Here is a 14,848-nt window from a genome sequence, read left to right as displayed (position 1 = left end):
ACTCCTCCGTATCGGTCGGTCGGTGCGATCTGCCCGTGCGGTCATTTTCGCGGGTCGTGACCTTCGGCGGGCGCCCGCCCCGCCGTGCCGACGGCCACCGCCGCCGCGTACCCGCCGGGGACGGCGACATCGGTGACGGACCAGCCCGGCGGGTCCAGGGGGAGCGGGCCGGTGCCCACGTGCTCGTGGTTCAGTCCGCCGGCGAGGCCTACCCCCTCACCCTTGAGATAGGCCTCCTTGCGGGTCCACACCCGGGCGAAGGCGGCCAGCCGCTCCGGCTGCGGCAGCGCGGACAGTTCGGCGGCCTCGGCCGGGTGCAGCTGTCCCGAGATCTCCGCCACGACCCGCGCCTCGGGGACGCGCTCCACGTCCACCCCCACCGGTGCGTCCGCGAACGCCAGCAGTGCGACGCCCCGGGTGTGCGAGAGCGAGAAGTGCGTCCCGCCGCCGGTCGCCGGCCGCCCGTGCGGGCCCCCGCAGGACGGGCAGCGCTCCCGGGTCAGCCGTACGGCATCCGGCGCGACGCCCTGGTGCGCGCCGAGCAGCAGGCGCAGCGCCACATGCGCCGCGGTGTAGCAGTCGCGGTCGGCCGGGAAGACCAGCTTCTCCACCCGGGCGAGTTCCGAGGCATCGAGGATGCCGGGCGCGAGCGACCGCGCGGCTCCGGCGGCCCGGTCCGTGTCCACCAGCCACACGGAGGCTTCGCCCGGACGCCAGGAGGGGACGGGCCCCCGGTAGCCGTCCTCGGTCAGTGTGAACACGTGGGGCTGGTACACCGTTACGTCGTTTCCTCGGCAGGGACGGGCACCGCGCGCGGGCACCGGCGGTACAGGGGCGCTCTTATCCTATGGAGATCCGCGACGGGCCCGACGTAAGTTCGATCACCGTGCGCCCCGCACCTGGGCGGCGGCCACTCGGACAGGAGAGAACCCATGCCGTCGGACAGCCCCTCCACCGTGCTCCGCAAGGCCCGCCCGGACGACGCCGGCCCGCTGACCCGGCTCTTTCTCGCCTCCCGCGCCGCCGCCATGCCATACCTGGCGCGGGTGCACAGCGACGAGGCGACCCTCGCCTGGATGACGCATGTGGTGCTGCCCGGCACCGATGTCCGGGTGGCCGAGACGAGCGAGGACGGGCAGACCCGGATCGCCGGCTTCGTCTCGCTGGACGGCACGGAGCTGGAGCACCTCTACATCGCCCCCGGCCTGCGCCGCCGCGGCATCGGCACCCTCCTGCTGGAGGCGGCCAAGGAGGCCGGCCCGGAGGGGCTGACCCTGTACACCTTCCAGCGCAACTCCGGGGCGCGGGCCTTCTACGAGCGCCACGGCTTCACCGCGGTCGCCTTCGACGACGGCAGCCGCAACGAGGAGAAGGAGCCGGACGTCCGGTACCGGTGGAGCCCCGCCGGGTGAGCCTTTCCGGCTGACGAACGAAGAGAGCGAAGGGCGGGTCCGCGGAGGCGGGCCCGCCCTTCGCCGTGCCCGGAGCGCCCCGCGCGTTCACCCCTCCCAACTGGCACCTTTCAGCGGCTTGCGCGGACGCGCAAATTCCTTGCACCGGCGACCGGCTCTGGAGGGCCTGATCAGTGCGCCAGTAATTGCCCTTAATGTCACGACAGTTGACGCCAGTGCATCCGACCTGTGTGGATGCCGACTTCTGCCGGAACGGTGGACTCCATGTCAATTCTCTGCAACTCTCTGACCGCAAAACGCAAAAGGTCATCCTGTCGGTGCAGGAATTCATGTACGGGCAGGTTTCGCAGACTGAGCCGCGCCTCGGCCACCTCGCGCCGAGGCAGCAGATCGGGGACAGATGAGAACGCGACGCTGGAGATGGCGGATTCTTTCCGCGACCGTCTCCACCAGCCTGATGATGGTCGCCTGGCCGGCGCTGAACGCCTCGGCCGCCGGTGGCCCGAACATCGCCGCCGGCCACCGCGCCGCCGCGAGCAGCGGGAAGTCCGCCGGGAACATCGCCGACGGACAGCAGTCGACGTACTGGGAGGGGTCGGGCAAGTCCCTGCCCCAGTGGGTGCAGAGCGACCTGGGCAAGGTCACCCGCATCGACCAGGTCACCCTGAAGCTCCCCGCCGACTGGTCGGCCCGCCGCCAGACGCTCTCCCTCCAGGGCAGCGTCGACGGCACCAGCTTCTCCACGCTGAAGACCTCGGCCTCCTACTCCTTCGCACCGGGCAGCTCCAACAAGGTCACCATCAGCTTCCCGGCCACCCAGGCCCGTTTCGTACGGGCCGACATCACCAAGAACACCGCCTCCGACAACGGCCAGCTCGCCGAGCTCGAGGTCCGGGCGGCCGCCGAGTCCTCGGTGAACCTCGCCGCCGGGCGCCCGCTCACGGCCAGCAGCTACACCCAGACGTACATCGCGGCCAACGCCAACGACGGCAACCGGGCCAGCTACTGGGAGAGCCGCAACAACGAGCTGCCGCAGTGGCTCCAGGCCGACCTCGGCTCGTCCGTACGGGTCGACCGCGTGGTGCTGCGGCTCCCCGACGGCTGGGAGACCCGCAGCCAGACGCTGAAGATCCAGGGCAGTGCCAACGGCTCGGACTTCACCGACCTCACCCAGGCCACGGCGTACACCTTCAGCCCCGGCTCCGGCGAGACGGCGACGATCACCTTCGACGCCACCACCACCCGCTACGTCCGCGTCCTGGTCAGCGCCAACACCGTCCAGCCCGGCGCCCAGGTCTCCGAGCTGGAGGTCTACGGCCCCGAGTCCGGTGACACGCAGGCGCCGAGCGCCCCGACGCAGCTGGCGTACACCGAACCGGCCACCGGGCAGATCAAGCTGACCTGGAAGGCGTCGACCGACGACACCGCCGTCACCGGGTACGACATCTACGCCGACAACACCCTGCTGACCAGCGTCGCCGGTGGTGTCACCACCTACACCGACACCCGCCCGGCCGGCACCACCGTCTCGTACTACGTCCGGGCCAGGGACGCCGCGGGCAACGTCTCGGGCAACAGCAACACCGTGACCCGCGGCGGGAGCACCGGGGACACCCAGGCGCCCACCGCACCGGCGAACCTGAGCTTCACCGAGCCCGCCTCCGGACAGATCAAGCTGGTCTGGACGGCGTCCAGCGACAACAAGGGCGTCACCGGGTACGACATCTACGCCAACAACGTGCTGCGCAAGAGCGTGGCCGGCGATGTCACCACGTACACCGACACCCAGCCCGCCGGCACCACCGTGTCGTACGTCGTACGGGCCAAGGACGCGGCGGGCAACGTCTCCGGCGACAGCAACACCGTCACCCGCAACGGCTCCACCGGCGCGGCCTCCAACCTCGCCGTCGGCAAGCCCATCACCGCCTCCTCCGTGGTGCACACCTTCGTCGCGGAGAACGCCAACGACAACCAGGTCTCCACCTACTGGGAGGGCGCGGGCGGCAGCTACCCCAACACCCTCACGGTGAAGCTGGGCGCCAACGCCGACACCCAGAGCGTCGTCGTGAAGCTCAACCCGGACAGCAGCTGGGGAGCCAGGACCCAGAACATCCAGGTCCTCGGCCGTGAGCAGAGTGCCTCGTCCTTCACCAGCCTGGTCGCCGCCAAGGACTACGCGTTCAGTCCGAGCGGTGGCAACACGGTGACCATCCCGGTCGACGCGCGGGTCGCCGACGTCCAGCTGAAGTTCACCTCCAACACCGGTGCGCCCGCCGGGCAGGTCGCGGAGTTCCAGGTGCTGGGCGCTCCGGCACCCAACCCGAACCTCCAGGTCAGCGCGTTGACGGTGAGCCCGGCCGCGCCCGTCGAGTCGGACCCGGTCACGCTCACCGCGACGGTGCGCAACACCGGCGCCGTCGCCGCTCCGGCCGGCAAGCTGGAATTCCGGCTCGGCGGCACCAAGGTCGCGACCGCCAACGTGGGCGCTCTCGCCGCCGGGGCCTCCTCGCAGGTCGGCGCGGACATCGGGGCGCGCGACGCGGGCACGTACACGCTGAGCGCGGTCGTCGACCCGGACAACCAGATCATCGAGCAGAACGAGACCGACAACACGTACACCAGCGCCTCCGGCCTGGTCGTGAAGCCGGTCGCCAGCTCCGACCTGGTGCCCGCGGTCGCCACCTCGCCGTCCGCCCCGGCCCAGGGTGACAACGTCGCCTTCTCCGTCGCCATCCGGAACCAGGGCACGGTCGCCTCGGCCTCGGGCGGGCACGCCGTCACCGTGACCCTGCTCGACGCCAAGGGCGCCACGGTGAAGACCCTCACCGGCAGCTACAACGGCTCGATCGCCGCGGGTGCCACCAGCTCCCCGGTGAACCTGGGCTCCTGGACGGCGGCCAACGGCTCGTACACCGTGAGGACGGTCGTCGCGGACGACGCCCAGGAACTCCCGGTCAAGCGCGAGAACAACACCGTCAGCAGCTCCTTCTTCGTCGGGCGCGGCGCCAACATGCCGTACGACACCTACGAGGCGGAGGACGGCGTCACCGGCGGCGGCGCGAAGGTCGTCGGGCCCAACAGGACCGTCGGCGACGTGGCGGGCGAGGCGTCCGGCCGCAAGGCCGTCACGCTGAACGACACCGGCAACTACGTCGAGTTCACCACCAGGGCCAGCACCAACACCCTGGTGACCCGCTACTCCATCCCGGACTCGGCGGGCGGCGGCGGTATCGACTCCAAGCTCAACATCTACGTGGACGGCACCTTCCTCAAGGCGATCGACCTCACCTCGAAGTACGCCTGGCTGTACGGCGCCGAGACCGGCCCCGGCAACTCCCCGGGCTCCGGTTCACCCCGGCACATCTACGACGAGGCCAACGTGATGCTGGGGAAGACCGTCCCGGCGGGCAGCAAGATCCGGCTCCAGAAGGACGCGGCGAACACCAGCACCTACGCGATCGACTTCATCAGCCTGGAGCAGGCCACCCAGGTCGCCAACCCGGACCCGGCCGCCTACGCCGTTCCGGCCGGTTTCACCCACCAGGACGTCCAGAACGCCCTGGACAAGGTGCGGATGGACACCACGGGCAAGCTGGTGGGCGTCTACCTGCCGGCCGGCGACTACGAGACCGCGAGCAAGTTCCAGGTGTACGGCAAGGCCGTCAAGGTCATCGGTGCGGGGCCCTGGTACACCAGGTTCCACGCGCCCTCGACGCAGGAGAACACCGACATCGGCTTCCGGGCCGAGGCCAGCGCCAAGGGGTCCACGTTCGCGAACTTCGCGTACTTCGGGAACTACACCTCGCGCATCGACGGGCCGGGCAAGGTGTTCGACTTCTCCAACGTCTCGGACATGGTGATCGACAACGTCTGGAACGAGCACACGGTGTGCCTCTACTGGGGCGCCAACACCGACAGCATCACCATCAAGAACTCCCGTATCCGCGACACGTTCGCCGACGGCATCAACATGACCAACGGGTCGACGGACAACCACGTCGTCAACAACGAGTCGCGGGCCACCGGTGACGACAGCTTCGCGCTGTTCTCGGCGATCGACTCCGGCGGCGCGGACATGAAGAACAACGTCTACGAGAACCTCACCTCCCTGCTGACCTGGCGTGCGGCCGGTGTGGCCGTCTACGGCGGCTACGACAACACCTTCCGCAACATCCGCATCGCGGACACCCTGGTGTACTCCGGGATCACGGTCAGCTCGCTGGACTTCGGCTACCCGATGAACGGGTTCGGGACCGGTCCGACGACGGTCGAGAACGTCTCCGTGGTCCGCTCCGGCGGTCATTTCTGGGGTACGCAGACCTTCCCCGGCATCTGGCTGTTCTCCGCCTCCAAGGTCTTCCAGGGCATCCGGATCAACCACGTCGACATCGTCGACCCGACGTACAGCGGCATCATGTTCCAGACCAACTACGTGGGAGGCCAGCCGCAGTTCCCGATCAAGGACACCATCCTGACCGACATCTCCATCTCCGGCGCGCACAAGAGCGGCGACGCCTTCGACGCCAAGTCCGGGTTCGGGCTGTGGGCCAACGAGATGCCGGAAGCGGGCCAGGGGCCGGCCGTCGGCGAGGTCACCTTCAACGGGCTCAGGTTCAGTGACAACGCCCAGGACGTGAAGAACACGACGTCCACCATGAAGATCAACATCAACCCGTAGCAACCACCGCACACAGGGGCGCCGTCCGGTCCGCCGGGCGGCGCCCCGTGCTGTGCGCACGCCGTGTTCCGCATGCGGCGTACGAATGGCTGTCAAACTTTTACGAAAACTGCGCGAGATATTGCGTTCACATGTCGACGCTGGTTGAGTGTGCCACGCCCCGGCAGTCAGTCGGCCGAGGGCCATCCACGCTCATGCCCGAAGGGGACCATCGATGAGAAGTGCTGGGTTGCGCCGCACACGCCGTATCAGCCGTGCCTCCGCGGCTGCCCTTGTCACCGCACTTGCCCTGACCTCGCTCGCCTCCTGCGGCACGAGCAGCAGCAAGGACGACGACTCGAGCAGTTCGTCCAAGGGTTCGTCCGACCCTTCGGCTCCGCTGGACCCGAAGACCAAGGTGACGATCTCCATCGACTGCATGCCGCCGGCGGCCAAGGCCGCGGAGCTGCGTGAGTGGAAGGAGGACATCAAGACGTTCAACGAGAAGTACCCGAACGTCACGATCAACGGGAAGTCCACCCCTGGCCAGTGCAACGAGCCGCCCCGCTTCACGGCCATGCTGAAGGGGAAGTCGCAGCCCGACGTCTTCTACGCCTACTTCAGCGACCTCCAGCAGGTCCTGGACAACGACGGGGCCGAGGACATCTCCGCGTACGTCACCGACAAGACGGTCCCCGCGCTGAAGGACATCCAGCCCCAGGTCGTCGACGTGGCCCGCAAGGACGGCAAGCTCTACGGCCTGCCGACCAGCAACTACACCATGGGCCTGATGATCAACCGGAAGCTGTTCAAGCAGGCCGGTCTCGACCCGAACACCCCGCCGGCCACCTGGGACGAGGTCCGCGCCGCCGCGAAGAAGATCGCGGGCCTCGGCAAGGGCATCTCGGGCTACGGCGAGTACAGCGCCGGCAACAACGGCGGCTGGCACTTCGCCGCCACCCAGTTCGGTCTCGGCGGAGAGGTCGTCGACGCCTCCGGCAAGAAGGCCGCCTTCAACAACGAGACCGGCAAGCAGGTCCTCCAGCAGCTGCACGACATGCGCTGGGAGGACGACAGCATGGGCAAGACCCAGCTGCTCAAGTGGGGCGACCTCCAGAAGCAGATAGCCAGCGACAAGCTCGGCATGTTCCTCGCCGCCCCCGACGACATCGCCTACATGGTGCAGCAGCTCGGCGCCCAGTACGAGACCTTCGGCCTGGGCCCGATCCCCGGCGCCAAGGGCACCCTCTTCGGCGGCAACAACTACCTGATCAAGAAGGGCAGCTCGCCCGACCAGATCAAGGCCGCCATCGCCTGGCTCAACTTCAAGAACCTCACCCCCGGCAAGGGCCAGTTCGACTGGGCCCGCACCAAGGCCGACAAGCTCCCCGTCGGCCTCCCGCAGCCGAACTTCTTCCTCGGTGAGAGCAAGACCAAGGACGACGCCGCGCGCGCCGAGAACGCGACGATGCCCGTCGAGAACTTCAAGGCCTTCATGGACAACCCCGTCCCCGGCAAGGCCGAGCCGCCGAAGGCCCAGGAGATCTACAAGATCCTCGACAACGCGATGTCGGGCGTCCTGACCAACAAGAACGCCGACGTCGACAAGCTGCTCTCCACCGCCGAGCAGCAGGTCAACCAGGTCCTGGCGAACCAGTAACGGACGCGCGGGGCCGGGTCACGCGGACCCGGCCCCGCATCCGCCCCCGTCCGCTGCCGCGCTCGCAGCACACCGGCACCGAGGAGACACCATGTCGGCCCCAACCCTGTCCCCCCGCAAGGCGACCAGGCCTCGCCCAGGACACCCAGGCACCGCCCGCCCGGACTCCGCCCGCGAGGAGTTCCTGCGCGCCCTGCGCCGCAACATCTCGGCGCACGGCTTCCTGATCGGAGCGGTGCTCTGCTTCTCGCTCTTCTCCTGGTATCCGATGGTCCGGGAATTCATCCTGGCCTTCCAGAAGAACGAGGACGGCACCACCACCTGGGCCGGCTGGTCCAACCTCACGTACGTCTTCAACGACCCGGCCTTCTGGCAGGCCTGGCGCAACACCCTCCTGTTCACGGTGCTCGCCCTGCTCCTCGGCTTCGTCGTCCCGTTCGCCGTCGCCGTGGTGCTCAACGAGTTCCGGCACGGCCAGGGATACCTGCGGCTGCTCGTCTACCTCCCCGTGATGCTGCCGCCGGTCGCCTCGGTCCTGCTCTTCAAGTACTTCTACGACCCCGGCTACGGCCTCTTCAACCGCATCCTGGGCATCTTCCACCTGCCCGAACAGCAGTGGCTCCAGGACACCAGCACCTCCATGCTCTCCGTCGTCATCGCGGCGACCTGGATGAACATGGGCGGCGCCACCCTCATCTACCTCGCCGCGCTCCAGGGCATCCCCGGCGAGCTGTACGAGGCCGCCGAACTCGACGGCGCGGGGCTGCTGCGCAAGATCTGGCACGTCACCATCCCGCAGACCCGCCTCATCCTCTCGCTCCTGCTGCTCATGCAGATCATCGCGACGATGCAGGTCTTCACCGAGCCGTTCCTGCTCACCAACGGCGCCGGACCCGAGGGCTCCACCACCACCGTCGTCTACCTCATCTACCAGTACGCCTTCAACTTCAACAACTACGGCAGCGCGGCGGCACTCGGCCTCGTCCTGCTCGTCGTCCTCGCGGGATTCTCCGCGGTGTACGTACGACTGAGCCGCAGCAGCGAAGACTAGGACGGGAGCACGACCATGGCATCGAACACGCTTGTCTCCCGGCGCGGGAGCACCCCACGCAAGTCCGCACGGCGCAGGTCCGAGGGCGGCGCCGAGCGCGCCCGCCAGCGCACCCTGATCTCGCCGGCCCAGCTCGGCCGCCCCCGCGGCAAGGCGGTCTACTGGATCGTCTTCGGCCTGGTGATGGTCCTGTTCACGGCGGTCTTCCTGGGCCCCCTGTACTGGATGGTCACCGGCGGTCTGAAGACCACCCAGGAGGTGGTGCAGAGCCCGCCCACGGCCTTCCCCAGCTCCCTCCACACCGAGAACTACAGCCAGGCATGGACCGTCATGGACCTGTCCAAGCTGCTGTTCAACACCCTGTACTACGCCTTCGGCGCGCTCGCCTTCCAGCTGATCTTCGACGTGGCCGCGGCCTACTCGCTGTCCAAGCTGCGGCCCATCTTCGGCAAGGTCATCCTCGGCATGATGCTGGCCACCCTGATGATCCCGGCCACCGTGCTCGTCGTCCCGCAGTACCTCACGGTGCTCGACGTGCCCCTGATCCAGCGCAACCTCGTCAACTCGCCCTGGGCGATCTGGCTGCCGTCGGTCACCAACGCGTTCAACATCTTCCTGCTGAAGCGGTTCTTCGACTCCATCCCGGGCGAACTCCTCGACGCCGCGGCCATGGACGGCGCCTCACCCCTGCGCACTCTGCGCTCGATCATCCTGCCCATCTCCCGGCCGATCCTCGGAGTCGTCTCCATCTTCGCCGTCGTCGGCGTGTGGAAGGACTTCCTCTGGCCGATGCTCACGCTGCCCGACCCGGGCAAGCAGACCCTCAACGTGGGCATCTACTCCCTGGCCAGCGGTGTCCCGGAGAACGTGCTCATCGCCGCACTCACCATCGCGTCGATCCCGACACTGCTGATCTTCCTGCTCTTCCAGCGCAACATCATGAGCGGTCTCACCGCGGGCGGCCTCAAGGGCTGACACCCGCCCTCCGCAGCCGCCTTCCCCTCAGCACTCCGCCGCCGGCCCACCCATCCTGCCCCGCCTGCCGGGCCGGCGGCGGAGTCCCACCTGCCCGAAAGGAACGCCACGTGGCAGCCAACCGTCCGTCCGAGGCCACCGCACCCTGGTGGCGCGACGCCGCCATCTACCAGATCTACGTACGCAGCTTCGCCGACGGCGACGGCGACGGCACCGGCGATCTGGCAGGGGTACGGGCCAGGCTGCCCTACCTCGTCGAACTGGGCGTGGACGCCCTCTGGTTCACCCCCTGGTACCTCTCGCCGCTGGCCGACGGCGGCTACGACGTGGCCGACTACCGCACGATCGACCCCGCCTTCGGCACCCTCGCCGAAGCCGAGAAGCTCATCGCCGAGGCCGGCGAACTGGGCATCCGCACCATCGTCGACATCGTGCCCAACCACGTCTCCGACCAGCACGCCTGGTTCCGCGCCGCCCTCGAAGCGGGCTCCGGCAGCCCCGAGCGCGACCTCTTCCACTTCCGCAAGGGCCGTGGCGCCAACGGCGAGATCCCGCCCAACGACTGGGTCTCCGAATTCGGCGGCACCCCCTGGACCCGGCTCGACGACGGCGAGTGGTACCTCCACCTCTTCGCCACCCAGCAGCCCGACCTCAACTGGGCCCACCCCGCCGTCCGCCGCGAACACGAGGACGTGCTGCGCTTCTGGTTCGAACGCGGCGTCGCCGGCGTACGCATCGACTCCGCCGCCCTGCTCGCCAAGGACCCGGCACTGCCCGACTTCGTCATCGGCACCGACCCGCACCCCTTCGTCGACCGCGACGAACTCCACGACATCTACCGCTCCTGGCGCGCCATCGCCGACGAGTACGGCGGCGTCTTCGTCGGTGAAGTGTGGCTCCCCGACACCGAGCGCTTCGCCCGCTACCTGCGCCCCGACGAGCTGCACACCGCCTTCAACTTCAACTTCCTCGCCTGCCCCTGGGAGCCGGAGAAGCTGCGCGGCGCCATCGACGACACCCTCGCCGAGCACGCCTCGGTCGGCGCCCCAGCCACCTGGGTGCTCTGCAACCACGACGTGACCAGGACCGTCACCCGCTACGGCCGCGAGGAGACCGGGTTCGACTTCGCGGCCAAGGCCTTCGGCACCCCCACCGACCTGGCCCTCGGCACCCGCCGGGCCCGCGCCGCCGCCCTGCTGTCGCTCGCCCTGCCCGGCGCCGCCTACCTCTACCAGGGTGAAGAACTCGGGCTGCCCGAGGCCGACATCCCGCTGGACCGCATCCAGGACCCGATGCACTTCCGCAAGAACGGCACCGACCCGGGCCGGGACGGCTGCCGCGTGCCCATGCCCTGGGCGGCGGGCGAGCCGTACGCCGGATTCGGTGCTACCGCGGAACCGTGGCTCCCGCAGCCGGACGGCTGGTCCGGGTACGCCGCCGACATCCAGAACGGCGACCCCGGCTCCATGCTCAGCCTCTACCGCGAGGCCCTGCGGCTGCGGCGCACCGAGCCGGGCTTCGGTACGGAGGGGGAGCCCGGCATCCAGCGGCTGACCTGGCTGGACGCCGCACCCGGGGTACTCGCCTTCGCCCGGACCGACGGACTCCTGTGCGTCGTCAACCTGGCCGCCGAGCCCGCGGACCTGCCTCCGCACAGCGTGGTGCTGCTCACCAGCGCGCCCCTGGACGAGACCGGCCGCCTCCCGCAGGACACGGCGGTGTGGCTGCGCGCCTGACGACGCCACCGGCCGCACGGCGGTGGCGGCGGACGGGCCCGGCCGCGTGGGAGCGCGACCGGGCCCGTGCGGCAGGTTCGCGGGCGGGCGGGGGCTGCGGCACAGTGGGCATATGGACGCTCCGAACGATCTGAATGCCCTCGCCGCCGAGCACCTGGCCGCCGCCCGCGAAGCCCCGCACGGCCGCAGCGCCCACCTCCTGCTCCACCAGGACCCGCTGCGGCAGACCGTCATCGCCCTCACGTCGGGCTCCGCGCTGGACGAGCACAACGCCCCGCCCGCCGCCTCGCTCCAGGTCCTGCGCGGCTCCGTCCGCCTCACCGCCGCGTCCGGCGACGTGGAACTGACACCCGGACGGCTGCACCCGATCCCGCAGGAGCGGCACGGACTGCTCGCCCTGGAGGACGCCGTCGTCCTCCTCACGGCCGTCAACCCCTGAGACCACTCTTGTGGGAGCGCTCTCAGAGTCGGCAGGATGAGCCCGTGACGATCCTTCCCGGCCCACGGGCCTACCGACCCGACGACAGCGCCGCCCTCTCGGACATCTGCATACGCACCGCCGCCGGCGGCAGCGACGCCCGGGACCTCTACCCGGACCACGAGCTGGTGCCGGCCATCTTCGCCACGCCGTACGCATACCTGGAACCCGAGCTGACCTTCGTCCTCGACGACGGCACGGGCCGCCCGGTCGGCTACATCCTCGGGACCGCCGACACCCCGCGCTTCGTCAAGGAGTTCCGCGAGCGCTGGCTGCCGCTGGTCGCCGACCGCTACCCGCTCCCCGATGGTCCGCCGCAGAGCCCCAGCGACGAGATGACCACCCTCCTGCACGACCCGGAGCGCATGGTCCTGCCCGAACTCGCGGACCACCCCGCCCACCTGCACATCGACCTGCTGCCCGACTGGCAGCGCAAGGGGTACGGGAGGGTGCTGATGAACACCTTCCTCGCGGCGCTCGACGCCCGGGGCGTCCAGGGCGTCCACCTCTCCATGCTCACCTCCAACACCCCGGCCAGGGCCTTCTACGACCGGCTCGGCTTCACCGAGACCGCCGTCCCGGACCCGGGCCCGGTCACCTACCTCGTACGCGGTACCCGGCCGGATCTCTAGCCTGCCTCCCGTCCGTCTCCGGCGGGATTCCGCCCCGGCGGGTGCCGCCCGCATTTGCTGGGCAGGTACTCGTCGACCGCCGCCGGCCGGGCGGCGGGTCCGGGTGGGAGGCGTGTGACGTGAACGAGCGGACCGAGTGGCAATTCACCGACGACCGGGGGCAGTTGTCGGCAACCGGGGAGCGCCCGCAGCGGGTGCTCGCGTACATCCAGGCCGGGGCGACCCTGTGGGACCACGGGATACGCCCGGCCGGGCTCTTCGGCTCCGGCCACGACGACCCGGCCGCGCCCGACCTCGCGAAGACCGGGTCACTGCCCCTGGACGGGATCGCGTACGCCGGTGCGGGCACCACCCTGGACGAGGATGCCCTGCTGGCCTGCGCACCGGACCTCGTCGTCGCGGTCAGCTACGGCGGTGGCCAGGTGTACGGCCTCGACCCGGAGACGGCCAAGCACCTGGAGGGCCGCGTCCCGGTCGTCGTCATCGACGTGGGCCAGGCGCGGACCCTCGCCGAGATCGGCGACCGGTTCGCGGAGCTGGCCCGTTCGCTCGGCGCCGAGGAGCCCGCGGCGGCGACCGCGGAACTGGACGCCGCGCGGTCCCGGCTGCGCGCGCTCACCGCCGGCCCGGACCGCGCGAGGGTTCTCGCCCTGTCACCGGCCGGCCAGGAGCAGGCCCATCTCGCCCGCCCCCGCATGTGGCCCGAACTGCGCGTCCTCGCCGACCTGGGCGTCGACCTCCTGGAGCCGGCGGAAGGCCCCGGAGCCAACTGGTCCACGACCGCCTATGCCGAGGCCGGCGGCCTGCGCCCGGACGTCGTCCTCGCCGATGTCCGGGTCAACGCCACACCGCTGGACGAGCTGCGCGACAACGCCGGCTGGGCGGCGGTCGCCGGAGCCGCCCGGGTGGTCCCGTGGAACCCGGAGCCGGTGTGCAGCGCGCATGCCCACGCCCGGTTCCTGGAGCTGGTGGCGGACGCGCTGGACGCGTAGGGCGTGCCGGGCTTCGCGTGCCGGGCTTCGCCTGCCGGACGTCGTGCGCCGGGCGGAACCTCGCTGAGACGAGCCGGGCCGCGCCGGGCCCGCCCTCCCGCGCGCCGGCGGGCCGCCGCGTGCGAAGGTGCTTCCGGGTGCCCGGCGACCGTACGGGAGGCCGGACGCCCGTCACCCGTCACCGAACCCCGGGAGATCCCGCGCCCATGCCCGACCGCCCCGACTTCCTGGTCATCGGTGAATGCGTCGCCGACATCGTCCGGCTCCCGGGCGCCCCCGACCGGGTCCACCCCGGGGGCAGCCCGGCCAACGTGGCCCACGGCCTGGCCAGGCTCGGCCACGACGCGACCCTGCTCACGCAGCTGGGCGCGGACGACAACGGGCGGCTGATCCGCGCACACCTCACCGGGGCCGGGGTCGAGGTGCTCGACGACGACGCGACCGACCCCACGCCGTCGGCCGTCGTGACCCTGGACGACGAGGGCCGGGCCTCGTACGCGTTCGAGATCACCTGGTCCCTGGGTCCGGTCGCCCTGGACCGGCGGCCCCGGCACGTCCACACCGGGTCGATCGCGGCGGTGACCGCACCGGGGGCGGCCACGGTGCTAGCCGCCGTAGAGTCGCTGCGGACGGCCGCCACCGTCAGCTACGACCCCAACGTGCGGCCCGCGCTGATGGGGGAGCACGAGGCCGCCGTGCGCCGGGTCGAGCGGTGCGTCGCTCTCAGCGACGTCGTCAAGGCGAGCGACGAGGACCTGGGCTGGCTGTATCCGGGCCGGGAACCGGAGGACGCCGCCGAGCGGTGGCTCGCCGCCGGACCGGCCCTCGTCCTCGTCACCCGGGGCGGCGAGGGGGCCACGGCGCTGCTGCCCGGCGGACGGGTGGACATCGGCGCGCTCCCCGTCGACGTCGTGGACTCGGTGGGCGCGGGGGACGCCTTCATGTCCGGCACCCTGCATGCCCTCGCCGCCCACGGCCTGCTCGGCGAGGCCGGCCGGGAACGGCTGCGCGCACCGGACCGGGACACGGTGAGCGACGTACTGCGCCACGCGGCGGCGTCCGCGGCCGTCACCGTCGCCCGTGCCGGCGCCAACCCGCCCGACGAGTCCGAACTGCGCGCCGCCCTCGCCCGGCACTGAACGGGCCGGCACCCGCCCGTCGCCCCGCATCCGGCCCACCGCGCCCGCACCCTCGGCGGGCCCCCGCGCGTTCCCCTTGCGAAGGCCGGCGGGACAAGGGCCGTACGGGACAGGGT

At 70.6% G+C, this 14,848-nt stretch carries 11 protein-coding genes; 10 read left to right on the top strand and 1 reads right to left on the bottom strand.

Going from position 1 to position 14,848, the window contains the following annotated elements; translation table 11 throughout:
• Nucleotides 1-41: 41 nt before the first annotated feature.
• Nucleotides 42-761 (bottom strand): 4'-phosphopantetheinyl transferase family protein, encoded by a 720-nt coding sequence (locus EAO73_RS12990; RefSeq protein ID WP_224756265.1) that lies wholly within the window; start codon nt 759-761, stop codon nt 42-44.
• Between the two features lie 171 nt (nt 762-932).
• On the opposite strand from EAO73_RS12990, the gene EAO73_RS12985 reads away from it, so the two are divergent.
• From EAO73_RS12985 to EAO73_RS12940, 10 genes are all read left to right on the top strand, one after another.
• Complete coding sequence (locus EAO73_RS12985) at nt 933-1,412, top strand: GNAT family N-acetyltransferase (protein ID WP_147971696.1); 480 nt, start codon at nt 933-935, stop codon at nt 1,410-1,412.
• Nucleotides 1,413-1,812: 400 nt separating this feature from the next.
• Entirely contained in the window at nt 1,813-6,090 is a 4,278-nt protein-coding gene (locus EAO73_RS12980) for a discoidin domain-containing protein (RefSeq protein ID WP_147971695.1), read from the top strand.
• Nucleotides 6,091-6,304: 214 nt separating this feature from the next.
• Nucleotides 6,305-7,729 carry an extracellular solute-binding protein gene (locus tag EAO73_RS12975; protein WP_147971694.1) on the top strand — a complete coding sequence of 475 codons (1,425 nt, stop codon included), beginning with the start codon at nt 6,305-6,307 and terminating at the stop codon, nt 7,727-7,729.
• 91 nt (nt 7,730-7,820) lie between these two features.
• Nucleotides 7,821-8,780 (top strand): carbohydrate ABC transporter permease, encoded by a 960-nt coding sequence (locus EAO73_RS12970; RefSeq protein WP_147971693.1) that lies wholly within the window; start codon nt 7,821-7,823, stop codon nt 8,778-8,780.
• A 15-nt stretch (nt 8,781-8,795) separates the two neighbouring features.
• The gene (locus tag EAO73_RS12965) at nt 8,796-9,755 is read left to right on the top strand and encodes a carbohydrate ABC transporter permease (RefSeq protein WP_191134042.1); all 960 of its coding nucleotides are present in this window, start codon (nt 8,796-8,798) and stop codon (nt 9,753-9,755) included.
• Nucleotides 9,756-9,865: 110 nt separating this feature from the next.
• The gene (locus EAO73_RS12960) at nt 9,866-11,491 is read left to right on the top strand and encodes a glycoside hydrolase family 13 protein (RefSeq protein WP_147971692.1); all 1,626 of its coding nucleotides are present in this window, start codon (nt 9,866-9,868) and stop codon (nt 11,489-11,491) included.
• Nucleotides 11,492-11,603: 112 nt separating this feature from the next.
• The gene (locus EAO73_RS12955; RefSeq protein ID WP_132902544.1) at nt 11,604-11,930 is read left to right on the top strand and encodes a cupin; all 327 of its coding nucleotides are present in this window, start codon (nt 11,604-11,606) and stop codon (nt 11,928-11,930) included.
• A gap of 44 nt (nt 11,931-11,974) precedes the next feature.
• Nucleotides 11,975-12,601, top strand: coding sequence for a GNAT family N-acetyltransferase (locus EAO73_RS12950; RefSeq protein WP_147971691.1), 627 nt, complete (start codon nt 11,975-11,977; stop codon nt 12,599-12,601).
• Nucleotides 12,602-12,720: 119 nt separating this feature from the next.
• Nucleotides 12,721-13,593 (top strand): ABC transporter substrate-binding protein, encoded by an 873-nt coding sequence (locus EAO73_RS12945; protein WP_147971690.1) that lies wholly within the window; start codon nt 12,721-12,723, stop codon nt 13,591-13,593.
• A gap of 206 nt (nt 13,594-13,799) precedes the next feature.
• Entirely contained in the window at nt 13,800-14,732 is a 933-nt protein-coding gene (locus tag EAO73_RS12940; RefSeq protein WP_147971689.1) for a carbohydrate kinase family protein, read from the top strand.
• Nucleotides 14,733-14,848: the final 116 nt, after the last annotated feature.

The sequence above is a fragment of the Streptomyces sp. col6 genome (genome assembly GCF_008042035.1).
GTDB lineage: Bacteria > Actinomycetota > Actinomycetes > Streptomycetales > Streptomycetaceae > Streptomyces.
This window is presented reverse-complemented; position numbering and strand designations above follow the sequence as displayed.

Bases quoted from the DNA above. Each gene is read 5' to 3' on its own strand.
- EAO73_RS12975 (WP_147971694.1), top strand. From the start codon at position 6,305: ATGAGAAGTGCTGGGTTGCGCCGCACACGCCGTATCAGCCGTGCCTCC.
- EAO73_RS12970 (WP_147971693.1), top strand. From the start codon at position 7,821: ATGTCGGCCCCAACCCTGTCCCCCCGCAAGGCGACCAGGCCTCGCCCA.
- EAO73_RS12955 (WP_132902544.1), top strand. From the start codon at position 11,604: ATGGACGCTCCGAACGATCTGAATGCCCTCGCCGCCGAGCACCTGGCC.
- EAO73_RS12965 (WP_191134042.1), top strand. From the start codon at position 8,796: ATGGCATCGAACACGCTTGTCTCCCGGCGCGGGAGCACCCCACGCAAG.
- EAO73_RS12985 (WP_147971696.1), top strand. From the start codon at position 933: ATGCCGTCGGACAGCCCCTCCACCGTGCTCCGCAAGGCCCGCCCGGAC.
- EAO73_RS12940 (WP_147971689.1), top strand. From the start codon at position 13,800: ATGCCCGACCGCCCCGACTTCCTGGTCATCGGTGAATGCGTCGCCGAC.
- EAO73_RS12980 (WP_147971695.1), top strand. From the start codon at position 1,813: ATGAGAACGCGACGCTGGAGATGGCGGATTCTTTCCGCGACCGTCTCC.